Raw genomic sequence first — 21854 nt, 5'->3', positions numbered from 1 at the left:
TCCTGCTCAGAGATAGGCAGGATGCGATCGCTTCTTTCCTGAACCATGTTCAGGAGAGTTCAGCGTGAATGTATCAGAATTAAGACAATCTCATGTCTACCGGGATCCCTTGCGTGGATGGGTAACACTGGGACTAGGTCGCAGAAGCGGCGCGTAGCGCAATCTCAAGGAGCCGAACATGAGCAAGAGCTTGCTGGAGCAGTTGCGAGAGATGACCGTCGTGGTGGCTGATACGGGGGATATCAACGCCATCGAGAGCTTTAAGCCGCAGGATGCCACCACCAACCCCTCATTGATCACGGCTGCAGCCCAAATGCCTCAGTATCAGGGCATTGTCGATGAGACCTTGCTCAAAGCTCGCCAAGAGGTGGGATCCAAAGCTGAGCCGAAAGCCGTGGTGGCCCATGCCATCGATCAACTGGCCGTGGCCTTTGGCGTGCGCATTTTGTCCATCATTCCTGGCCGGGTCTCGACGGAGGTGGATGCCCGCCTCTCTTACGACACAGAAGCCACAGTTGCCAAAGCCCGCCATTTGATCGAGCTCTACAAGGCGGCAGGAGCGGATCCCAGCCGGGTGCTGATTAAAATTGCCTCGACTTGGGAAGGGATCCGAGCTGCCGAGATCCTGGAAAAAGAAGGGATCCATTGCAACCTCACCCTGTTGTTTGGCCTACACCAGGCCATCGCCTGCGCCGAAGCGGGGGTGAAGCTGATCTCGCCCTTTGTGGGCCGCATCTTGGATTGGTACAAGAAACACACGGGCCGGGAGAGCTACCCTCCTGCCGAAGATCCGGGGGTGCAATCGGTAACCCAGATTTACAACTACTTCCGCAAATACGATTTTCCGACGGAAGTGATGGGGGCCAGCTTCCGCAACATCGGGGAGATCATCGAGTTGGCCGGCTGCGATCTTCTCACCATCTCACCGGCGCTGCTGGCGGAGCTGCAGAACACCGAGGGTTACCTGGAGCGCAAACTGGATCCGGAAAAAGCCAAGAAAATGGACATCCCGCGCCTGGTGATGGATCGAGCTACCTTCGACCAGATGCACCGGGAAAACCGCATGGCCTCAGAAAAGCTGGAAGAAGGGATCCAGGGCTTCTCCAAAGCGCTGGAGGTGCTGGAAAAACTGCTCACCGAGCGGCTGCAGAAGCTGGAGGGTGCCAAGGAAACCATTACCCACGCCGCCCAGGATGTCTTCCGCCTCTACGACCTGGATGGGGATGGCTTCATCACCCGCGAGGAGTGGATGGGGGCAGATCGCGTTTTCGATGCCCTGGATACCAACCAAGATGGCAAAATTACCCCTGAGGAAATGTTGGTCGGCCTAGGGGCGGCGGTCTATCTGAAGAATTAGCCGCTGGCAGCCGGCCTGGGAAAACCTCAAGGTCTATGGGCGAGAACTTTCGCCACATCGGAGACGGGGTGGCCGCCCTGGAAGCGCAAGCCCGCCTGTGGATTGCCCAGCGGCTGCAAGGGATCCCTTACGATCCGCCGCCGGGGCCAGCAGCCAGGCAGGTGCTGCATTGGATCGAGACGGATCTGCTGCCGCGCCTGCAGCAAACCCCCCAGGAGCTGGAGAACCTGCTGCATGGGCTAGGGGGCGGCTATGTGCCCAGCGGCCCTTCCGGCGCCCCCACCCGAGGCCGAGTGGACGTGTTGCCCACGGGGCGCAACTTTTACTCGGTGGACATTCGCGCCATCCCCACCCCCACCGCCTGGCAGGTCGGCTCACTGGCCGCCGAGCGGCTGGTGGAGCGCTACGTGCAAGAGCAGGGGGAATATCCCCGTCGCCTGGGCCTATCCGTTTGGGGCACTTCAACTCTAAGAACTGGCGGCGACGATTGGGCCGAGGCCCTGGCGCTCTTGGGGGTCAAACCCCGCTGGGATGGAGGACGGGTGGTGGACATCGAGATCCTGCCTGTAGCGGTTTTGGGCCGCCCCCGTGTGGATGTAACCTTGCGCATTTCTGGCTTCTTTCGCGATGCCTTTCCCAATCTGATTGCCCTGTTTGACCGGGCCGTGCAGGCCGTGGCTGACCTGGAGGAGCCAGAAGCCGACAATCCCCTGCGGGCCCACGTGCTGGCCGATACCCAGTACTGGCAGGAGCAAGGGATCCCAACGCAAGCAGCGGCGGAGCGGGCGCGGCTGCGCATCTTCGGTTCCAAGCCAGGGGCCTACGGGGCCGGCCTACAGGGGCTGATCGAGGCGCAAAACTGGGAAACAGAAGCGGATCTGGCCCGCGCCTACCTCAACTGGAGCAGCTACGCCTACCGGGCCGATGGCGAGGGAGAGCCGGCCCCCGAAGCCCTGCGGCGGCAATTGGCCCACCTGCAAATTGTGCTCCACAACCAAGACAACCGCGAGCACGACCTGCTGGACTCCGATGACTACTACCAGTTTCAAGGGGGGATGGTGGCGGCAGTGCGAACGCTCCAGGGCCGCAACCCGCGGATTTACTTCGGGGATCACGCCCGTCCCCACAACCCTAAGATCCGCACCCTGGCCGAAGAAATTGACCGCGTCTATCGCGCCCGCGTGATCAACCCCAAGTGGATTGCCGGCGTGATGCGCCACGGCTACAAGGGCGCCTTCGAGATGGCTGCCACCCTGGACTACCTCTTTGCCTACGACGTCACCACCCATGCTGTGCCGGATTTCATGTACGCCGGCCTGGCCCGCGCCTACCTATTGGATCCCCAAGTCCAGCAGTTCCTGCGATCCCGCAACCCCTGGGCGCTGCGGGACATGAGCGAGCGGCTGCTGGAAGCCCACCAGCGGGGCTACTGGCAAGAGCAGGCCCTGGAATTGCTGCCTCAGATCGAAGCCCTGATGCTGGAGATGGAAGCCTACCTGGAATCCCGCTCTCCCGTGGCGAGAGAAGGTTAAGTTCTGCTAAGATTTTTTCATCCAAACCAGTTGTGGAGGGATCCCAGGCCATGAGCAAATCTGAGCTGTTGCGAGAGATTCTGGGGCCACTGTTGGAGGACTACCGCTACTGGTTTGAGCGTTCTCGCCGCTTTTTGCAGGAAGAGACCCTGGAATTGATCAGCCCAGAAGAGCAGCAGTCCTTGCTGGAAGAGGTTTTGGCTGCCCAGGCGGAGCTACAGGTAGCCAAAGCGCTTTATCAGGCCTCTGATCAAGAGGTTGGCATCGACCCTGGGCTGATGGCAAAATGGCATCGCCTGCTGATGAAATGTGCCGAATTGGGCCGTCAATTTCGCCAGATTCACCCCTCCCCCGACCTGTAATGCTGCAGATTCTCTACCTCATCGCTTTTGTGGCCATTGCCTTTTTGGCCCTGCGCAACTTGGTTACCAATGTCATCACACTGGGCGTGGAAGAGCGCAAGGCCTCTCCTCGTCGTGCCCGCAAGCGGATCCCTCACCCAGAGCTGCTGGATGAAGATGGCAACCTCACCGAGGAGCCTCTACTGGTGATTCGCTCGGCCAGCTTGGAAGAAGCTCGCAGCCGTTTGGAAGATCTCTATTCCGGCTCGCCGGACGAAGATTAGGGGAGTTTCTTGGGCTTTCTCTCTTGGGCGTGGCTGCACTAGCCTGGGAAGGTACTGCGCGCGATTTGCCCGAGCGTCTGGTGGGCGAGTCAACGGAGATGGGATCCGACTTCAACGTGGAATCGGTGCTGGAGGCGGTGCTCGGCAAGCTGAAGGTTTTGGCGGAAACGGGACAAACCTTTGGTCAGCCGATCACCATTGGTGAGACGACTATTGTCCCTTACATGTCCTTGCATTTTGGCTTGGGTGGGGGAGGGGGTAACTTTGGAAAGACTGCTCCTGGCTGTCGCGGCAACGGCGGGGATCCGGCCAGTCTGTTCGGGGGAGCAGGGGGCGGGGTGCGCATCGAGCCAGTTGGCTTTCTGGTGATCCGAGGCGAGCGAGTGGAGCTGCTGACCACCGTCCAGAAGCCCGACCAGTGGAACCAACTCAGCGAGACTCTGGTGCCCCTGTTGCAGCAGTGGCTGCAAAATCGTGCCGGCAACTCCTGAAGGGACTAGCCGCGAATGGAGAGGCGGGATCCCTGGGGAGAGGGTTGTACCTCAATGCGGCGGGGGAAAGCATCCTGCAGGCTGGGGATGTGGGTAATCACCAAGATGCAGGCAAAGTCCGGGGCGATGGCGTTGATGGCAGCCAGCAGTTGGGCGCGCCCGGTGGCATCCTGGGATCCAAACCCCTCGTCGATGATTAAGGTTTGCAGGTCGGATCCCGAGCGCTGGGTGAGCAGGCGGGACAAGGCCAGGCGAATGGCGAAGTTGATGCGGAAGGCTTCTCCACCGGAGTAAGTCTCGTAGGGGCGGGTGCCGTGGGGATCGGCAATGAGAATGTCGAGGGTGTCATAGGGACTCCGTCCCGCTACGGAGGACAGCTTGGCCGGTGAGCAATAGCGTCGCCCGGAGCGCTGGGTAACCAATTGCAGGTGCAGGCGGTGTTGGGTAAGGCGGGCCAGGATCTGGTTGGCCTGGGCTTCCAGCTCCGGCAGGACATTTTCGACGATCAGGGCGGGGATGCCGTTGCGACCATAGGCATTGGCCAGCTCTTGGTACACCTGCTGCTGGCGGCGGGCCTGCTGCAGTTGTTGTTCCAGCTCGGCCTGTTCCGCCTGCTGTTGAACCGCCTGTTGTAGCCGTTGTTGGGCGGCCCCTATCTGAGACAGCACCTCATCCAGTTGCCGGCGGTGCTCCCGCAGGGTTTGGCGGATCCCTTCCAGCTGAGCAGGCAAAACCTCGGGATGCTCCGCCAGTTGTTGCTGAAGCCGTTCCAACTCTTGGGTGGCCTGGGCAAAGTGCTGGCGGCTTTCCTGCAGGCGTTGGGATAGGGCTTGGGTGCGGGCTGCCACCTCCGGCAGTTCCTGGCGGGCCACCTGTAGGGCTTGCAGGCGCACCGGCCAGAGTTGCGCTTGGGCCAGTTCGGCTTTCACCTGCTGGTGCAGGGATCCATCGTAGCCCAGGTGGTTTAACGCCTGTTCCACCTGAGCCAACCGCTCCGCCAGGGGAGAATCCGATCCCACTGGCGGGACGGAGTCCTTGGATCCCACCTGTTGCAGGGTTTCCAGTTGTGCCTGTAGGGAGGCGATTTGCTCCCATAGGTGAGAGCGGCGCTCCTGGGCCTTGCGGAGTTCCTGAGAGCGGCCCAGTGCCCAGCGCCAGCGCTCCAGTTCTCCTCGTTGTAAGGCGTGCTCGCGCTCGTCATAGCCCAGTTGTTGCAGGGCCTGCTGGATCTGCTGGAGCTGTTGCCGAGCTTCTTGAGCGTAAGCTTCCCGGTCGAGGATTTCCCTCAACTCTGCCGCTTCTGCTTGCCAGAGCTGGATTTGCCGGCGGCGTTCCTGCTCGGCTTCCCACTGCTGTTGCAATCGCCCTTGCAGATGCAGGCGCTCATCCCAGGTGGCCAGTTCTTGGCTGAGACGGCGGTATTCTGCTTGCAAGAGTTCAATCTCCCGGTCGGCCACCGCCAGTTGTTCGCGGATAACAAACAGTTCGCCGGCAATTTCCTCTTGACGCTCGCGGTGTTTTTTCAGCACCACATCCCGCAGGCGCGGGCTGAGGGGACGGGCGCAGAGGGGGCAAGTCCAGTGGCGACGGCGCTGCGGAGCCATAAGGCTGGATCCCTGCGGCTCTGGTGTTGGCGTTGCGGGGGATGACTCGGCAGGTTGACCGGCGGAAGATAGGGCCAGGGATCCCTTCTCTTGTTCGGCTGCCTCCTCGACAAGGGCCGTCACTCTCGCCAAAGTGGGGATGGGGCGGCGCTCTCCCTGATCTTGTTCGCCTCGCGGAGCGCTTTGAGCGGAAAACGCCTCTTGACCTTCATCCCAGGTGGTCACCAACAGGCGGCAGCGTTCTTCCTCCTGTTGCCACTGTTGCTGGAGAACCCGCTGGCGTTCCTGGAGCTTTTGCACGAACAGCCGTCGTTCTTGGACTTTTTCCAACACCCGCTGCTGGTAGAGACGCCGTCGCTCCAGCTCTGCCAAGGCGGCCTCTCCTTCGGCAATTCTCTGCTCCAGGTGCTGCTGCTGCTGGGCTAGAGTTTCCTGGCTTTGCAGTTGCTGGCTGAGAAGCTGGAGGCGGGCTTGCAGACGTTCCCGCTCGCGGCGGATTTGCTCTTGCCAATGCTGTTGCTGCTGGAGAAGGATGGCGGCTTGCGCTTGGGCTTGGTTCAAGGCCTGGAGACGCTCTTGAGCTTGCTGGTAGTGGCGCAGGCCGGTTTCGATGCGTTCCTGTTCTGCCAGCAATTGGGCATCGGCTTGGGCCTGGGCTTGGCAGGTGGCTAACTCCTGTTGCAGCCGTTGCATCTTGCGCAGTTGCTGCTGTTGCTGCTCTGCTTGCTGGGCTTGCAGCTTTTGGCGTTCTTGGAGCAGATGCTGCTGTTGCTCGAAGAGGTGGTGGAGATGGCGATCTTGGGCCATCAGGGCTTGGTAGCGTTCGTAACCCGCCAGTATGTCTTCACTCTGGGCGATCAGCTCTTCCAACTGGAGCAGGTGCTGTCGCTGGGCACGCCACTGTTGCTCGGTGTGCTGTAGGTTGGTGCCGAGCTTTTGCAAGTGTTGGGTAAGGTGTTGGTGGCGCTCCTGCAGGATGCAGCGATGTTCGTAGAGGCGCTCTAGGGCTTGCAATTCCTGCTGTTGCTGGGCTAGGAGCTGCTGCAGATGAGTTTGCCGTTGTTGGAGTCGCTCCAGCTCGGCTTGGATTTGGCCAACGTGGGCCTGTTGTTGGTTGAGCTGCTGCAGGCGCTCTTGGAGCAGATCGGCTTTGAGTTTGGCACTGCGCGCCTGTTCCCGGCAGCGGTCGGCCAGCAAATCGTACTGCCCCAACTTGAGCATGTCGGCCAAAATTTGCTTGCGCTCGCTGGGACGCTTCAGGGTGAAGGCATCCGCTTGTCCTTGTCGCAGATAGGCAGAGTGAATAAAGGTCTCGTAGTCGAGGCTGAGCTGACTTTGAATGGCCTGTTGGGTGGCGCGCATGCCGCGGCGGGTTAGGCTGCGCCAGCGAGGTTGGCCGTCGGTTTCTCCGGTTTGAATTTGCCACTCCAGGGATCCCTCGCCCGATAGATGACGGCTGCGCAGGACACGGTAGGTTTGTCCTCGGGAGCGGTAGATCACCTCTACCCAGGCTTCGCTGGCCCCCTTGCGGATGAGATCGCTGTCATTGCTAGCCCGGCTTTGCCCCCAAAGGCCCCAGGTGAGGGCATCGAGCAGGGCAGACTTGCCTGCCCCATTGGGGCCACAAATGCAGGCAGTATGGATCCCACGCAGATCCAAAACGGCGTGAGCGTAACAGAGAAAATTGTGCAAGGTTAGGCGAACCGGGATCACGGAAAACTCTGAGGGGCTCTGGTTGCCAGAAAAAATGGGGTTGAATTATTTAATCCAGAGTATCGCGTCAGCGGTGGGGAGCAACAATGAGGAGTGAGAAGTGAGGAGAGAGGAGTGAGGATACTCCCTTCTCACTACTCTCCGTTCTTTTCTCTTTTCTCTCTTGTCTCTCTTGAGAGGGGATCCGATTGCATTAGCCGCTGACACAGTTGGGCAATCTGGGTGGGGCTAGCCTCATCCAGCCAGCGGTGAAAGGCTTGGGATTCCTGAAGGCGGCCCATCAGCAGCGTGGGGATCTGCTCCGGACTGTCCAGTTCCGCCAGCCACTGCCGGGGAAAGCCGGTTGCCGCAGCCAGCTCGTCGGGATCCCGTTGGCCTGCCTGCCACTGTTGCATCAGCCAGTTGACTCGGGCGGGGATCTGCTCCCAGGGGGAGGCAGAAGCGGCCAGGATCAGGGTTCGGGGCTGTACCTGTTGCAGCAGTTGGGCCAAGTCCGCCGGTAGCCAGGGCCAGCGGGCCAGTACCAGCTCTTTCCCTTTGGGTGGTGGAACAAAGTTCTCGGCCTCCTGCCCGTCGTAACAGATGGCCCCTTTCAGCGAATCCGGCAGGGGTTTCTGCCGAAAATCTTGGATCTGTAGGCGAGGGGCGGAAATGGTGGGTGCCTGCCACTCTCCCGCAGGGCGCACCGCCAGCACTTTGCCCTGCCAAGGCTGTTTGCCCCAGTCATCCGCTTCCAACTGGAGGGCGATGTCCAAAGCTTGGCATTTTTGCCAACGCTCCAGCTCTTCTCCGGCCTGCCAAAACCACAGAGTACGGGATCCCGGCGAGCCTTGGAGTTCAAACTTGAGGTGGCGGCCATTGCGGGAGACTCCCAGGTTGGAGCTATTGGGACGGAAGTTCATCAAGGCAACGACGGGGTTGGGATTGCCGTGCCCAAAGGGCTGCAGAAGCTGCAATTGCCGATACACCTCATCCAGCTCTGCCACCCCATCCCGATCCTGAGAGACCAGTAGCTCCCAGTCGAGGATAATCTCCACCGCCAAGGCGCGAGCCTGCTGATCCGGGCTAACCCGCGCGGCCAGCTCCCGCTGCAACGCCAGTTGCACAGCGGCCAGGCAAGCCAGATCCACTTGGATCCCGGCGGCCATGGGGTGTCCGCCTCCCCGCCGCAAGAGGGGGCGCACGGCCTCGATGGCCTCCACCAGGTTCACCCCTGGCAAGGAACGACCCGACCCATGGCCCAGCCCTGTGGCTTCGTCTTTGGCAATCAACACCGTCGGGCAGCGGTACTGCTCCACCAAGCGCGCCGCCGCGATCCCTAGAACCCCTGGGTTCCAGCCGGCTTCCGCCAGAACAATGGCTCCTTCCCGGGTCAGATCCAAGCTCTCTACCTGTTGGCTGGCCTCTTGGATCACTTGCTGGGTGAGCTGCCGGCGCTCTTCGTCAAGGGCAACAAACCGTTGCACCAGCGCCTGGGCCCGCTCTGGATCGGAGGTGGTCAGCAGCTCCACTGCTAAGCTGGCGTCTTCCAAGCGGCCAATGACGTTCAACTTGGGGGCGATGCGAAAAGCAATATCCTGGGCTGTCGGCGACCTCTGGAGCTGGCCGTTGCTAACCTGGGCCAGCAGAGCTCGCAACCCCGGGCGCTGCGTACTGGCCAGCACCGGCAGGCCCCGCTGTACCAAGTAGCGGCACTCCCGCTGCAACACCGCCACATCGGCCACAATTCCCACCGCCACCAGATCCAGGTGCTGCTCGACACCAGGGATCCCTAGGGCTTGGTAGAGCGCCTCCGCCAACTTGTAGGCCACTCCCACCCCCGGCAGGAAGCGCAGCGGATGTTCAGCCGGCAATCGCAAGGGGTTGACCACCGCATAGGCAGCGGGCAAGGGATCCGGCAGCATGTGGTGATCCGTCACGATCACGTCCACCCCCTGGGCTTGGGCCATGGCAATTTCGGCAGCATTGCCCACCCCGCAATCCACCGTCAGGATCACTTGGCAGCCCTGGGCCAGCACCTGCTGTAGCCGTTGAGGATTGAGCCCGTGCCCCTCGGTGCTGCGCAGCGGTATGGAGAACTGGACTCGGAAGCCCAAGGGTTGTAACGCCGAGAGCAGGAGACTGGTACTGGTGACACCATCGCAGTCAAAGTCCCCCCAAATGCACAGGGTCTCTTCCCTTTCCCGTGCCTGCAGCAGCCGCGCCACCGCCCGCTCCAGATCCGGCAGGGATGCTGGTGGTGTGGGGGAATAGTGTTCGGGATCCACGAAGGCCTGCGCCTGCTCCCAGGTGTGCAGACCCCGCAGAGCCATCACCTTGGCCGCATACTTGCCATATTCCCGGCTCAGTTGCGGATTGAACTGGGGGGGAGTGGGCAGCAGCTCCCAGCGGTATTCCATGCAAGCTCGACAGGGATAAAGGTTCCTAGGAGCCTATCAAAAACGGCCCAGGGGGGAAATGGATCCCAGAGGAAAGGGCTGGGGATGATGGGCTACCTTGAACCCTACTGGCAGCAGTGGGAAGCCACACAGCAGGCGGAGGGGTGCTCGTGATTGTGGGTGGCACAGGCTTCGCTGCAGTAGAGTTGACCTTCGTAGCGATAGCCTTGGCTGCTCTCGAAGCTGCAGTTGCAGTGTTCACAGGCGCAACGGACAAGGGTGCTGGCAGACATGATTTTCTCTCCTTCTTTCTCGTTTTTTCCTAGGGATCCTCTTGTCGAAGATCCGCGTCTCTACACCCTAGCGGTTGCTCAGCAACGATGCTGAAACAAGAATCAGAATCATTTTTGGCACTTCACCGATTACAGCCTATGAATTAGGATACAAGTATCCAAGAGAAAAGAGAGATATATACCAACCTATTTGTTAGATTTATCCCAAAGAGTTGTGGCAGCTTATCAGGCAGGCAAGACCTCCACTCGCCAGGTAGCGGAACAGTTCATGGTAACCCAAAGAACACTGCACCACTGGGTGCATCAGTATCAACAAACTCAGGATTTATCCCCCAAGAAAGTCGGCACAAAGCGAGTAGGTATTCTGGAACAACACCGGCAAGAAGTTATGACGGTCATTGAAAGGCGCCTGAACTATTATCCGTGGTAGTATCAGGAACTGCTACGAGAGCAACTGGATACTGATGTGAGTGCTGTTACGATAGACAACTTTTTAAAAAAGCGAGGAATGACGCTAAAAAAGAATTACCGCAGTGTAAAAATCAGAGAAGAGGAGGTGCAAAGGCAACAATTAGCCTATAGCTAAGAAGTCAAGAATATACCAGTGGAAGATATAGCTATTCTAGACCAGACAAGGGTGTGAGAGGCAATGGAACGGAGGGGTATCTCGGAGTTTACGCAGTCAAAGAGCTTACAGTTACCGTCAGAGATGCAAAGGGAAAAAACATAAGATTATTGAAGCTATTTCCTGGAGAGAGGCAGTAGGCTGTTGTGTTATCAAGGGTGGAATGCGGAAGAGCAATTTTCTGGAGTTTTTGCAAAGTGACTCATGTCCGGAACTGGATGCGCGGAAGGTGGTGATTAGAGTTCGGAAGTGGAGGGTTTGATTCAAGGAACAGGTGCGCGGATCATAGACCTGCCTGTGTATGCACCAGAGTTGAATTCGATTGAGAGGATGTGGTCGGTATTGAAGCCTTTTATCCGGCAGTTTTCCAGAGCCGGGAAGTATGGGATGGAGCAGATAGCAGAGACCTCTTGACTACTCATCAATCCATTCTGCTTCCGAAGTTGGTTTGCTAGGTGTTGCTACTGTGCCCCTTGATTCCTTAACAGGCTGTACTGCTCCATCCCTATGCACGAAGAGGGATGCCGCCGCCCTAATTACTGGGAAGAGACTCCCAGATACTTTGTCCCTCTAATGTCTCTCTAGTAAGAGGTACTGCACCACGAAGCACTCAGTGCCGCCGCAGGCGAACAAGCTGGCGGAGTTCGCAGTTACTGTATCAAGAAGCCGTCATAAAGGGCGGGGCTTGTAACCCAGTTTTCTGGTCAATGTGGCGTTGGCATCTCTTTGTGCTTTATCCTGAGGGGCGATAAGCTAAAGTGCAGCAACAACACAGTCCTAAACTGGGAACTTTATTGATGCCTCCGCGCTCCTCTTCCTCCCAGAGTGGCTCTACCCCATTCCCCTTTCTGGAGGGGCGGGGTGCTGCTGCCGACGGGGCTGAGTCGAGCTTGCCGCTGGGACAGCGTCTGCTGCGGGCAGGGCTAATTTCCCAATCCCAGTTGGCTCAGGCCCTGCGAGAGCAACAGCAAAACCACCTCAGGTTGGGAGAAGTGTGTCTCGAGCACGGCTGGCTCACCCCAGCCGCTCTCTACCGCTTCCTGCCCAGCCAGTCTCTTTCTCTGGGAGAGATTTTGGTGGCACTGGGCCACTTGGATTTTGAGCAGTTGCGGGTTGCTCTGGCCCAACAGCGTCGCTATGGGCGGAAATTGGGGGAAATCCTCACCTGGAAAGGTTGGGTACAGCCAGCCATTTTGGATCGCGCCTTGGATGTCCAGGTGCAACTGCAGCGGATGGCTTCCCCCAATGCGTGGGAGGCGCTGCAGCCTTTTTTGGCCAGGGATCCCAAACCCGAGGTTCAGCTTACCCCCCAAAGAGCGGCAACTCCTGGCCGAGAAGCTCTGGCCCAGGATTTGGCTGTACCCGAAGAGGCCAAGATCCCTTGCGAGGGAACAATTCAGCCATCGAGTCTCGAATCCGCAGTTGGGGGAGATTCCATCCCTGGAACATTAGCCGCGGCAGCCTCGGATCCCTTTGCCGATGAGCCTCAACCGGCCACCTTGGCTGACTACCGCAAGCAAGTGGAAGCCTTGCAGCTACAAATCGAGCTCCAGGAACAGGAATGGGATCGGATCCTGGCCAGCATGAACCAGCAGATTGCCGATTTTCAAAACCAGTATCAGCAGCGCATTCAAAAACTGGAAGCCACCATTCGTCTCCAGCAGGCGGAGCTCCAGCACCAGGCTACGCTGCAGCAGGATTTGCGGGTTTGGCGGGAACAACTGCAACGTCTAGAAACGGAGCTGGCTCTTGCCCGCGCTGCTGAGCAAAGGGCGCAGCGGCAGTTGCAAACCCAGCAAGATTGCTACCAGTCGGAACTGGAGCAGTTGCAAGAGCAAATCCAGATTCTGCAGAAACGCCAGTCGGAGTTGGTGCCCAGCAGCGTTGTGGCTGACCTACGCGCCCAATTGGAGGCAGCGCTTCATCAAATCCAGCAGCTCCGATCGGAGCGGGATCAGTTGCAGGCCCAACTTGCCCAGCAAGCTGCAGAGTCAGAGGCTGCTCTATCCCGGCATCTGGATTCCTTCTGGCCAGAGCAGGTTGCCGCCTTGGAGCAACAGATTGCGGAGCTGAGGGCCGCTTTGCAGATGTGGCAAGAGCGCTACGCTCAGTTACAGCAAGAGCACGAGGCCCAAATGGCGCGGCTTTCCGGCTATGTTCCCCCAGAGCAGGTGGAAAGCTTACAGGCGCAGCTACAACAACTGCAAGCGGAAATAGCACAGCTGATGGCAGCCAACCGTGACTACGAAGCGCACATTGCCCAACTGGAGGAGCAACTACAGCAGAGCCAAGCCCTGATCCTTCAGCTCAGGACAGAACAGGCCGAAGCCGACCAGCGCATTGTCCAACTGGAGGGATCCCTGCAAGCCCGCCAAGAAGCCTTGGAGCAAGCTCAACAACAACTGAAAACCACGGGATCCCGCCTCAGCGCCCTTCAACAGCAGCAGGCCAACTTGACGGTGGAACTGCGAGATGCGCGAGAGCTGCTGGCGGCCTACCGACAGAGCTTGGAGACTTTACAGGAGAACCTCAAGATTGAGCAGAATCGCAACCGTCTGCTGCAGGTGAGTTACGAACAGCAAAAGCTGATCGCCGAAGCAGCCCAAGCCCAGTTGAGAGCAGCCAACTTCTCTGGTTCAACCGCCAAAGATGAGCCAGCACGTTCGCGTGAGCGAAACACAGTCCTTACGAGGAGACTGGAGGAACCCGAGACCGACGCCGACACTCCTGAGGATACGCCGACGGATCCCTTGTTGGCAGAACTCACCCCATGGGCCAGGCATCTGTTCCAAAACTTACAGGCGGCGGGCCTGCTGGATCGGCCCCAGATCCAAGACATCCTCAGCCGCTGGCAACAGTCGGGGGGCAAGCTGACCGCGGTCATTGGCGAGTGTACCGGCCTGAAGGCAACCACGGTCGCGGTAGCGGTGCGGTTCCCGGTAGGGTGCCGGAGGCATAGCACTTTCAAGTTCTTTGCGGATGGGGGGTATTCTGCCCGTTTGTCGGGGTGCCGCACGGTGGGAGAGTTTCTCAGGGCTGCCGACTTGTTGGCTGCTGAAGTGCTGGAGTCCTTGCCACCGACGGATGAATCTTCGCCCCACTGGGGGGATCCCTTGGTGGAGCGGGGGTTATTGCGACCGGAGACGCTGCAGTATTTTCGCAAACATTTTCTGCCAGCTTCTGCCAACGGTTGACCAAAAAAACTGGGTTTAGCGCTCCGCCCTTGAGGGCGGCTTTGTGTTATGGTGCCGGTTGAACTCCGCCAACTTGAATAGGGCGCAGTGTCAGCAGGGAAAGTATCTGGGAGTTCATCCCAGTGGTTGGGGTCATGGCATCCCTCATCATTGGCAAGGGCGGTGTAGCCCAGGAAGTAGGAATCATCCTGCGACCTAGAAGGAATTCTTGCCCTTTAGGGCAGGAAGAAGGTCAACTCGTCCTCTCCTGCTGAGATGATGCAACGACTCTGTCCGAGTAGCGCGAATGGAGTTGCAGCCGCCGAGACCGCTGACCGGGTGAAGGTCTTGCCTCCACAGCACATTGTCGGTCAGGAGATGGCGGCACGACTGCTTGTGGCGGCCCTGGAGAAGGGGCGGGTGACTTCCAGCTACTGCTTCTTGGGCCCCCAAGGGGTGGGGCGGAAGCTGATGGCCCGTTGGTTTGCCCAGGCCCTCTTGTGCGAATCCAGCTCCGGGATCCCTTGCGGCAAGTGCTCCCACTGCCGTTGGCTGCTGGCGGGCAACCATCCCAATCTCCACTGGGTCAGCCCCACCTACCTGCACCAAGGCCGCCTAATTGCGGCAGACTCCCCGGAGGCGCAAACCTTGCAACGGCGCTCGCCGCCCCAAATTCGCCTGGAGCAGGTGCAGGGGGTATCCCGCTTCTGTGCCCGCAAGCCGATTCGAGCCCAGCGAAAGGGCTCCGCCCCGCTAAAGGACTCCGTCCCGCTTACGCGAAAGGACTCCGTCCCGCTTACGCGATCGGGAGCGGTGGTGGTGCTGGAGGGAGCCGAAACCTTGGCGGAAAGCGCTGCCAATGCTTTGTTGAAAACCCTGGAGGAGCCAGGCCCAGCCCATATTATACTCATCGCCCCCCAGGCGGCCTCGCTGTTGCCGACGCTGTTGTCCCGCTGCCAGATGGTGCCTTTTCGCCGCCTCAGCCCAGAAGAGGTCGACCGGGTGCTGAGTGGGTTGGGTTGCCCAGATCTGGCAGGGATCCCTCGATCCGAGCTGATTGCCTTGGCCCAGGGCAGCCCCGGCTTGGCCTTGCTGGCCCACCAGCACCTGCAGCAGATCCCGCCGTCGCTCCTTGAGGAACTCAAACGTTGGCCCTGGCACTCTTCTCTCCAGCAGGCATTGGAATTGGGCAGAGCGGTGGCCAGTTTGGAGCTGCCGGCACAACTGTGGCTGATCGATTATTTGCAGCAGCATTTTTGGGCGCAGGGATCCCGTCAGCCGTTTGCGCCAGGGGTGCAGAGCGCCATCCGGCAGTTGGAACGCATTCGCCAACACCTGTTGCAACTGGTGCAGCCCCGTCTCTGTTGGGAGGTCAACCTTGCCAGCATTAGCCCGGGTGGGTGATGTGGTAGCTGCCGTCGGCTTGTACCCAGGCGATCTCCGGGATCCGACATTGGCGGGCATAGGCTTCGATCTCTTCAGGGGCCCGATCCAGCAATTCCAGCTCCACCGCCTCCAATTCTCGCCAGCGGGCGGCCAAGGCCAGCGCCGCCGGGATCCCTGCCGGCACCAGGGGCACCACCAACCGTTTGCAGCCCATCTCCTCGGTTTGGGGATCGGGGGGCAAGAGCCGCAGCAGCGTATCCGGCAGAAGGGTAAAGCCGATCCCCGGCTGTTCGACCTGCTGAGGGCTGTAGAGGGCGTACAGCCGGTCGTAGCGTCCCCCCAGAGCAATGATCTCCCCGCCTGCCACTGCCTGAAAAACGATGCCGGTGTAGTAGGCCAGGGTTTGCAACAAGCTCAGATCCAGCACCACCCGCACCCCATGTTCCTCCAGCACCTGGCAGAGCTGCCGCAGATCCCGCAGCCGCTCAGGCGGCACAGGCAACTGAGCCAGGTCAGAAAGAACTGAGCCGGGCTGGCCCCGCAGCCCCAGAATCTGCAAGCCAATCTGGCGGGCGGCTTCCGGCAGAGGGGCCGATTCCAGGTAAACGTAGTCGAGCTGGGCAATGGCACGGCGCACTGCCGCTTGAGCCGTGGGGGCAACGGCGCTGAGCAAACTCTCGGTGAGGCTGACATCTCCCAGCAGCAGCGTCCAGGCGGCCTCCGTCCCGTTTACACAAGAAGAGATGCCGATCGAGCGAATGCAATCGGCCAGCAGCAGCAGAATCTCGGCATCTGCCAGCCATCCCCCTGCCCCGATCAGCTCCACTCCGGACTGAAAAAACTCCTGGCTACTGTAGGATCCCTCCTCCCGCCGGCTGTTGCGAAAAACGCTGCCGTGGTAGTAGAGCCGCAACGGCAAAGGCCCACCGGCTAGACGGGTGGCTGCCGCCCGCACAATGGAAGCAGTGAACTCGGGGCGCAGCCCCAGCATCGTCCCTTCGCCATCCCGCAGTTGCAGCACCGACTCAGCGCGGATGGATCCCCCCGCCAGCAGCGTTTCCAGCCGCTCTAGGGTGGGAGTGATGATGCGCTGGTAGCCATGGCGCCGGAAAACCCGGGTCAGCTGAGCCTCCAGCTTCTCCCGCCGTTGTACTTCCCGCGGCAGGAGATCCCGGGCACCGCTGGGGGGGCGCAGACTGCTGGAGACGGTGGAACTGGCCTCAGGGCGGGGATCCCAAAAGTGCTCCGCACCGCTACCGCGAGAGTGCTCCGCACCGCTACCGCGACCGTACACAGGGCTGCTCCAGCAGAGGATCCTGCTGCATCATACCGGATGTTGGAGGTCAGCTGGGATCCCGGGGAAACTCAGGCCACTCCCAGATGGGATCCGTGGAGCGCACTCGGTGCATTCCTGCTTCCGCAAAGCGGGCGAAGGCGGCCTCCGCCTGTTCGCTGAAATCCACAACGCCGGGAATCACCACCGGCGAGGTGCAGTCCTCCAGAAGGTAGACTTTCTTGGCCAAGCTGGGATCCGTGGCTTGGATTTCCTGCAGCAGGTCACTCACCGTCCAGGCCACGCAATGGCTTTTGGCTTGGCCAGCCACGATCAGCGCATCAAACTGCAGCAGGTGGCGGATGAGGAGCTCATTTTTCTCGTCGATGGGATCCCCTTCCGGCCCAGTCAAAACCTCCGGGCTAAGCACGGAATAATTTTCCGTCAAGGGATTGGCTCCCTTGAGCTGCAGGCTGGGCTGGCTGCAGCGGGCCATGCTGTGAAAGAAAATCGCCTCCTCCACCGCTGGCACCAGGGCATGGCCAATCCCCCCCAGCATGGAGTGGTAGGGCCAGACGATGAGGGGATATTTTCCCCCCTGCTCCAACTGCTCGGCGTAGTGCAGAGCGTAGACCTGCAACCGCGTCAGATCCCCCTGGGTGAGGTTGGCAGCCATGGCGGGGTTAACCCGCCAGCGTCCGCAGCGGATATCGGCTGCCGAAATGGCCGTGGCCGGCTCAGGATGGGCTCCCTGCGCGTCCACCCAAAAGACGGGGTGGAAGATCTGCATGGCCGTGTGGGTGTCGAGAGTGGCAATGATCTGGGTGAGGCAGGCCAAATTGCGGTAGATGAACTGACAAAGCCGTCGATTGTCTTCCACCGCTCCCAATCCGCCGGAACCGGCCACAAACAACTCAAAGCCGGGAATGCAAAAGGTGTTCTGCACATCAATGAGCAGCAAGCCCACCCGCACCCGATCCGCCTCTGCCGGCGGGATCCCTTGCTCCTTGGCCCAGAGCTCGGCTTCTGCTGCCCGCTGTTGGTAGGGCACGCGCCAAATCTCCCCCACCCGCTCCGGATCAAAGTGGGGGGGAAGGCCCGCTGGAGCCGCAACCGTTAGCTCCTGTAGAGTGGCATTCATGGCGTTCTCCCGGTGGGGGCTGGATTGACCAGGCTTGCACCCGCTCGATAGAGTTGGACGGGTAACACTTATGGTTGGTTTCACTATAAGTTGGGGGCAAGATTTTGTCCAGATGGCCGCCTGTATTTCTGGCTGAGTTTGGGTTTGGTGTCTTGTCGAGGCCGATTTTTAGGGTTTTTTGGGGTTGTGATGCTTCTGGTGGATCCCTACAAGCAGCCTTACTTATGGTAAGTTTCACTATAACCTTCGCAACAGCTCTCTGCTCGATCCCGCCGTTCCCCACTGGCTTCTGCCCCGAGGTTTTTCATGTTGAGCCCTGATTTCTCGTCGTTGCGGCCCCAAGACTATGGCCTGCTAACCGACCTGTACCAGTTCACCATGGCCGCCTGCTACGTGGGGGAAGGGCTAGAGTCTCAGCCCGCTGCCTTTGAGCTGTTTGTGCGGCGGCTGCCCACCGACTATGGCTACCTAATCGCCATGGGGCTCACCCAGGCAGTGGACTATCTGCAGCAACTGAGCTTCGCCCCCGAGGCTTTGCGAGCGCTGCGGGAAACGGGCATTTTCGCCGATGCGCCGGAGCGCTTTTGGGAGCTGCTGGCCCGCTGCCGGTTTGAGGGGGATGTGTGGGCGGTGCCGGAAGGAACCGCCATTTTCGCCAACCAGCCCCTGTTGCGGGTGGAAGCCCCCCTCTGGCAAGCCCAACTGGTGGAAACTTACTTGCTGTCCACCTTTAACTACCAGACCCTGATCGCCACCAAGGCGGCCCGTATGCGAGATGCAGCAGGGGATGAGGCCATTTTGTTGGAGTTCGGCACCCGGCGAGCTTTTGGTCCCCAGGCGGGGCTGTGGGCAGCCCGGGCGGCTCTGGCGGCAGGGTTCAATGCCACCTCCAACGTCTTGGCAGCCCTGAAATTGGGGCGCAAGCCGGCAGGAACCATGGCCCATTCCCTAGTGATGGCCATTGCTGCTCTCTCGGGAGACGAAACCCGCGCCTTTCAATCCTTTCGGCGCTACTTTCCCCAAGCTGCGCTTCTAATCGATACCTACGATCCCATCCAAGGGGCGCGCACAGCAGCCCAGCTCTTTGCGGCCAGAAGCCCAGATCAACTGGGATCCCAGGGGGAAATCGGCGGGGTGCGCATCGACTCGGGAGATTTGGAAGATCTCTCTCGCCGGGTGAAACAAATTTTGCCTCAAGGCGCCCCGGTGTTCGTCAGTGGGGATTTGGACGAATACGAGATCGAGCGCCTGCATCGCTCCCAAGCCCCCATCAGCGGCTATGGAGTGGGCACCCGCCTGGTGACCGGAGAAGGCGTGAACGGGGTGTACAAATTGGTGGAAATCAACGGGATCCCGGTGGCCAAAGCTTCCTTTGCCAAAGCCACCCTTCCCGGTCGCAAGCAGATCTTTCGCGGCCCTGAAGGAGACTTGTTGGGCCATGCTGACGAGCCCCCGCCTCCTGGCTACGAACCGCTCTTGCGCAAAGTTATGGAAAAAGGGCTGCTGCTGGATCCCTTGCCGGATCTGGAAGCCATTGCCCGCACCAGCCGCGCCTCTGTGCTGTGCCTGCCCCAGGGAGTGCGACAACTGCGCCAGCCGGATCCCTGGCCCATGGCCCTGACTGCCGCTTTGCAGCGGTTGAAAGACCACACCCTCGGTCAGGACTGTGCCTCGGCGGGCCCTGCCTGAGGAGAAGGAGTCCCGCTGCACTATAATGTTCTAGCTTCAAGGTCTCCGCTTTGAGGTTTGAGTTTTGCCATTGGACTTGAGCCTCAGGCCATTTTGATTTTTGGTGTTTTCCTAGTCTTTGCCCCCAGCTCTATGACCCAACGTGCCCTAATTACCGGCATCACCGGACAGGATGGCTCCTATCTGGCCGAGCTGTTGTTGAAGAAAAACTACGAAGTTCACGGCATCATCCGCCGCGCCAGCACCTTCAACACCGACCGCATCGACCACATCTACGTGGATGCCCATGACCCCCAGGCCAGGCTGTTTCTCCACTACGGGGATCTCACGGATGGCACCACCCTGCGCAGGATTTTGGAACAGGTGCAGCCGACGGAAGTGTACAACCTGGGGGCCCAATCCCACGTGCGGGTGAGCTTTGATGCGCCGGAATACACCGTCGATGCAGTGGCCATGGGCACGCTGCGTCTTCTAGAGGCCATCCGCGACTACCAGCAGCGCACCGGGATCCGGGTGAAGTTTTACCAGGCAGGCTCCTCGGAGATGTTCGGCCTGGTGCAAGAGATCCCGCAAAAGGAAACCACCCCCTTCTACCCGCGCAGCCCCTATGCCTGTGCCAAGGTGTACGGCTACTGGCAGACGGTCAACTACCGCGAAGCCTACAACCTCTTCGCCTGCAACGGTATCTTGTTCAACCACGAAAGCCCACGGCGAGGGGAAACCTTTGTAACCCGCAAGATCACCCGCGCCGTCAGCCGCATTGTGGCCGGCAAACAGGACAAGCTCTACCTGGGCAACCTGGATGCCAAGCGGGACTGGGGCTACGCCAAAGACTACGTCGAGGGGATGTGGATGATGCTCCAACAACCCCAGCCGGATGACTATGTGCTGGCTACCGGGGAAACCCACACTGTGCGCGAGTTTGTGGAACGGGCCTTCGCGCTGGTGGGCCTGCCGATTACCTGGAAAGGCTCCGGCCAAGCCGAACAGGGGTTGTACAAAGACCAAGTGTTGATCGAGATCGATCCCCGCTACTACCGCCCAACCGAGGTGGATCTGCTGTTGGGGGATGCTTCAAAAGCCAAGCGAGTCCTAGGATGGGAGCCCAAGGTGAGCTTCCCGCAGTTGGTGGAGCTGATGGTGCTGGCCGACTTGGAAGCCATCGGCCTGGATCCGGATCCCATCTTGGGGGAACGGCGCACCCTCAACGGCTTGCTTAGCGAAGATCGCGCTTTCATCCGCACCCAGCTGGGGGTTCACTACGACTGACAGGGTGAATACAACGGTGGAGACGGGATCCCAAAAGACAGCCTTGACCCCTTGTCCAAAGCAGGAACTAAACGCTTAATATAGTAGATCGCCGATTCTTTTGGTGCCTCGTCCTCTTGCTCCCCAGCTGACCATCTCTTGCTGACTTTGTTTGCTGATTTCGGAGAAATGCCCGCATGTCCCGCTACACAGGCCCCCGCCTAAAAATTATTCGTCGCTTCGGGGGACTTGATCTGCCCGGCTTGACGCGCAAGCGCCCCAAAAATACCAACCCGCCCGGTATGCATGGCGCCGAGCGCAAGAAAAAATCCGAATATGCCATTCGCTTAGAAGAAAAGCAGAAGGTGCGCTTCAACTACGGGCTGAGCGAGCGGCAGATGATCCGCTACATGCGCAAGGCACGGCGCTCCAAGGGATCCACCGGTTTGGCCTTGCTGCAAATGCTGGAAATGCGGTTGGATTGCATCGTGTTTCGTCTGGGCATGGCTCCAACCATTCCGGCAGCTCGGCAGCTCGTGAGCCACGGCCACATAGAGGTTAACGGCCAAAAGGTAACCATTCCCAGCTATGGCTGCAAAGTGGGGGATGTGATTACGGTAAAAAACAAGGAATCTTCCCGCAAGCTGGTGGCCGCCTACGCGGAGTATCCGGGGTTGTTTTTGCCGGACTACCTGGAGTTTGACAAAGAAAAGCTGCGCGGACGCATCAAGGAATTGCCCCCCCGCGAGCAAATTTGCGCCCCGGTCAACGAGCTTTTGGTGGTTGAGTTCTATTCCCGCAAGCTCTAGGGATCCCCTTTTGTGGCCATTGCAAATTGCAGGGGAATTTTGGGCAGTTTGACGTTCTCCTCACCCTTGAGGCCGGGGGATTTTTCACGGTTTGTTTTTTGTAGCGTTTCCCCTGCTCATCGCTCCTGTTGGCGATGCGTAGCGTTAGCTAGACCGCCGGGAAGCCCTGCCCTCTGTTAGTGACTAGTGGCTAGTCACTATCCACTCACCACTATCCAGGGTGAAGGTCGGGATGAGAGGCGGGGACACTTTGGTTTTCAATGGACTGGCCTAAAACCGAGACGGTAACCCCACCGCATGAAGCAATAAGGTAGGATTCATTCCAGTAGATTACCCTTGCCTCAATGAGAACTGCTTACCAGTACCGTTTGCGACCTACGCCCAGCCAGATTGCTTTGATGAGCGAGTGGCTAGACTTGTTACGGAAGCAGTACAACTACCGCTTGGCAGAGCGCTTTGCGTGGTGGGAACACAATCGCTGTGACATCAATGCTTGTCCCTTAATCTGTCACTTGCC

The 21854-nt window shown here is 59.6% G+C and carries 15 protein-coding genes and 2 pseudogenes; 12 read left to right on the top strand and 5 right to left on the bottom strand.

Annotated elements, in window-relative coordinates; all coding sequences use genetic code 11:
- Window positions 1–178: 178 nt before the first annotated feature.
- The 5 genes and pseudogenes from NW834_RS07755 (at window position 179) to NW834_RS07735 (ending at window position 4005) form a co-directional block, all read left to right on the top strand.
- Entirely contained in the window at window positions 179–1357 is a 1179-nt protein-coding gene (locus NW834_RS07755) for a transaldolase (RefSeq protein WP_414419338.1), read from the top strand.
- Window positions 1358–1407: 50 nt separating this feature from the next.
- Window positions 1408–2889 (top strand): annotated as a pseudogene (locus NW834_RS07750) (cobaltochelatase subunit CobN); the annotation flags it as partial.
- Window positions 2890–2939: 50 nt separating this feature from the next.
- Window positions 2940–3251 (top strand): DUF2605 domain-containing protein, encoded by a 312-nt coding sequence (locus NW834_RS07745; protein WP_041436371.1) that lies wholly within the window; start codon window positions 2940–2942, stop codon window positions 3249–3251.
- Window positions 3251–3514 carry a DUF2973 domain-containing protein gene (locus NW834_RS07740; protein WP_414344596.1) on the top strand — a complete coding sequence of 88 codons (264 nt, stop codon included), beginning with the start codon at window positions 3251–3253 and terminating at the stop codon, window positions 3512–3514. Before NW834_RS07745 ends, NW834_RS07740 begins: the two co-directional genes overlap by 1 nt.
- A 65-nt stretch (window positions 3515–3579) precedes the next feature.
- Window positions 3580–4005: a GerW family sporulation protein gene (locus NW834_RS07735; protein ID WP_414419339.1), complete on the top strand. Its 426-nt coding sequence runs from the start codon at window positions 3580–3582 to the stop codon at window positions 4003–4005.
- 5 nt (window positions 4006–4010) lie between these two features.
- Here NW834_RS07735 and NW834_RS07730 read toward each other — a convergent pair whose 3' ends face one another.
- The 3 genes from NW834_RS07730 to NW834_RS07720 form a co-directional block, all read right to left on the bottom strand.
- The gene (locus NW834_RS07730) at window positions 4011–7322 is read right to left on the bottom strand and encodes an AAA family ATPase (RefSeq protein ID WP_414419340.1); all 3312 of its coding nucleotides are present in this window, start codon (window positions 7320–7322) and stop codon (window positions 4011–4013) included.
- Window positions 7323–7456: 134 nt separating this feature from the next.
- Complete coding sequence (gene recJ / locus NW834_RS07725; RefSeq protein WP_414419341.1) at window positions 7457–9721, bottom strand: single-stranded-DNA-specific exonuclease RecJ; 2265 nt, start codon at window positions 9719–9721, stop codon at window positions 7457–7459.
- Between the two features lie 104 nt (window positions 9722–9825).
- Entirely contained in the window at window positions 9826–9993 is a 168-nt protein-coding gene (locus NW834_RS07720) for a hypothetical protein (protein ID WP_083757636.1), read from the bottom strand.
- A 178-nt stretch (window positions 9994–10171) separates the two neighbouring features.
- Between NW834_RS07720 and NW834_RS07715 the strand changes: the two are divergent.
- The 3 genes and pseudogenes from NW834_RS07715 (at window position 10172) to NW834_RS07705 (ending at window position 15195) form a co-directional block, all read left to right on the top strand.
- Window positions 10172–11095, top strand: a pseudogene (locus NW834_RS07715) (transposase).
- 320 nt (window positions 11096–11415) lie between these two features.
- Window positions 11416–13812, top strand: a complete 2397-nt coding sequence (locus NW834_RS07710) for a hypothetical protein (RefSeq protein WP_414419342.1) — start codon at window positions 11416–11418, stop codon at window positions 13810–13812.
- A 255-nt stretch (window positions 13813–14067) separates the two neighbouring features.
- Window positions 14068–15195 (top strand): DNA polymerase III subunit delta', encoded by a 1128-nt coding sequence (locus NW834_RS07705; RefSeq protein ID WP_414419343.1) that lies wholly within the window; start codon window positions 14068–14070, stop codon window positions 15193–15195.
- On the opposite strand, the gene NW834_RS07700 is transcribed toward NW834_RS07705, so the two are convergent.
- Window positions 15179–16471, bottom strand: a complete 1293-nt coding sequence (locus tag NW834_RS07700) for an ATP phosphoribosyltransferase regulatory subunit (RefSeq protein ID WP_414415736.1) — start codon at window positions 16469–16471, stop codon at window positions 15179–15181. The two genes, NW834_RS07705 and NW834_RS07700, sit on opposite strands and share 17 nt — an antisense overlap.
- 49 nt (window positions 16472–16520) lie before the next feature.
- Complete coding sequence (locus tag NW834_RS07695) at window positions 16521–17591, bottom strand: isochorismatase (RefSeq protein WP_414419344.1); 1071 nt, start codon at window positions 17589–17591, stop codon at window positions 16521–16523.
- Between the two features lie 306 nt (window positions 17592–17897).
- On the opposite strand from NW834_RS07695, the gene NW834_RS07690 reads away from it, so the two are divergent.
- The 4 genes from NW834_RS07690 to NW834_RS07675 form a co-directional block, all read left to right on the top strand.
- Entirely contained in the window at window positions 17898–19280 is a 1383-nt protein-coding gene (locus NW834_RS07690) for a nicotinate phosphoribosyltransferase (protein WP_414413854.1), read from the top strand.
- A 132-nt stretch (window positions 19281–19412) separates the two neighbouring features.
- Window positions 19413–20549 (top strand): GDP-mannose 4,6-dehydratase, encoded by a 1137-nt coding sequence (gmd, locus tag NW834_RS07685; RefSeq protein ID WP_011432725.1) that lies wholly within the window; start codon window positions 19413–19415, stop codon window positions 20547–20549.
- Between the two features lie 176 nt (window positions 20550–20725).
- Window positions 20726–21337, top strand: coding sequence for a 30S ribosomal protein S4 (gene rpsD / locus NW834_RS07680; RefSeq protein WP_011432724.1), 612 nt, complete (start codon window positions 20726–20728; stop codon window positions 21335–21337).
- A 344-nt stretch (window positions 21338–21681) separates the two neighbouring features.
- Window positions 21682–21854 (top strand): helix-turn-helix domain-containing protein (locus tag NW834_RS07675; protein WP_414426276.1); only part of this gene is annotated, 173 nt, incomplete at its 3' end.

Source organism: Synechococcus sp. R60.1, from assembly GCF_047461835.1.
Taxonomy (GTDB): Bacteria; Cyanobacteriota; Cyanobacteriia; order Thermostichales; family Thermostichaceae; genus Thermostichus.
This window is presented reverse-complemented; position numbering and strand designations above follow the sequence as displayed.

Bases quoted from the DNA above. Each gene is read 5' to 3' on its own strand.
- NW834_RS07755 (WP_414419338.1), top strand. From the start codon at position 179: ATGAGCAAGAGCTTGCTGGAGCAGTTGCGAGAGATGACCGTCGTGGTG.
- NW834_RS07745 (WP_041436371.1), top strand. From the start codon at position 2,940: ATGAGCAAATCTGAGCTGTTGCGAGAGATTCTGGGGCCACTGTTGGAG.
- NW834_RS07740 (WP_414344596.1), top strand. From the start codon at position 3,251: ATGCTGCAGATTCTCTACCTCATCGCTTTTGTGGCCATTGCCTTTTTG.
- recJ (WP_414419341.1), bottom strand. From the start codon at position 9,721: ATGGAATACCGCTGGGAGCTGCTGCCCACTCCCCCCCAGTTCAATCCG.
- NW834_RS07720 (WP_083757636.1), bottom strand. From the start codon at position 9,993: ATGTCTGCCAGCACCCTTGTCCGTTGCGCCTGTGAACACTGCAACTGC.
- NW834_RS07710 (WP_414419342.1), top strand. From the start codon at position 11,416: ATGCCTCCGCGCTCCTCTTCCTCCCAGAGTGGCTCTACCCCATTCCCC.
- NW834_RS07705 (WP_414419343.1), top strand. From the start codon at position 14,068: ATGATGCAACGACTCTGTCCGAGTAGCGCGAATGGAGTTGCAGCCGCC.
- NW834_RS07695 (WP_414419344.1), bottom strand. From the start codon at position 17,591: ATGAATGCCACTCTACAGGAGCTAACGGTTGCGGCTCCAGCGGGCCTT.
- NW834_RS07690 (WP_414413854.1), top strand. From the start codon at position 17,898: ATGTTGAGCCCTGATTTCTCGTCGTTGCGGCCCCAAGACTATGGCCTG.
- gmd (WP_011432725.1), top strand. From the start codon at position 19,413: ATGACCCAACGTGCCCTAATTACCGGCATCACCGGACAGGATGGCTCC.
- rpsD (WP_011432724.1), top strand. From the start codon at position 20,726: ATGTCCCGCTACACAGGCCCCCGCCTAAAAATTATTCGTCGCTTCGGG.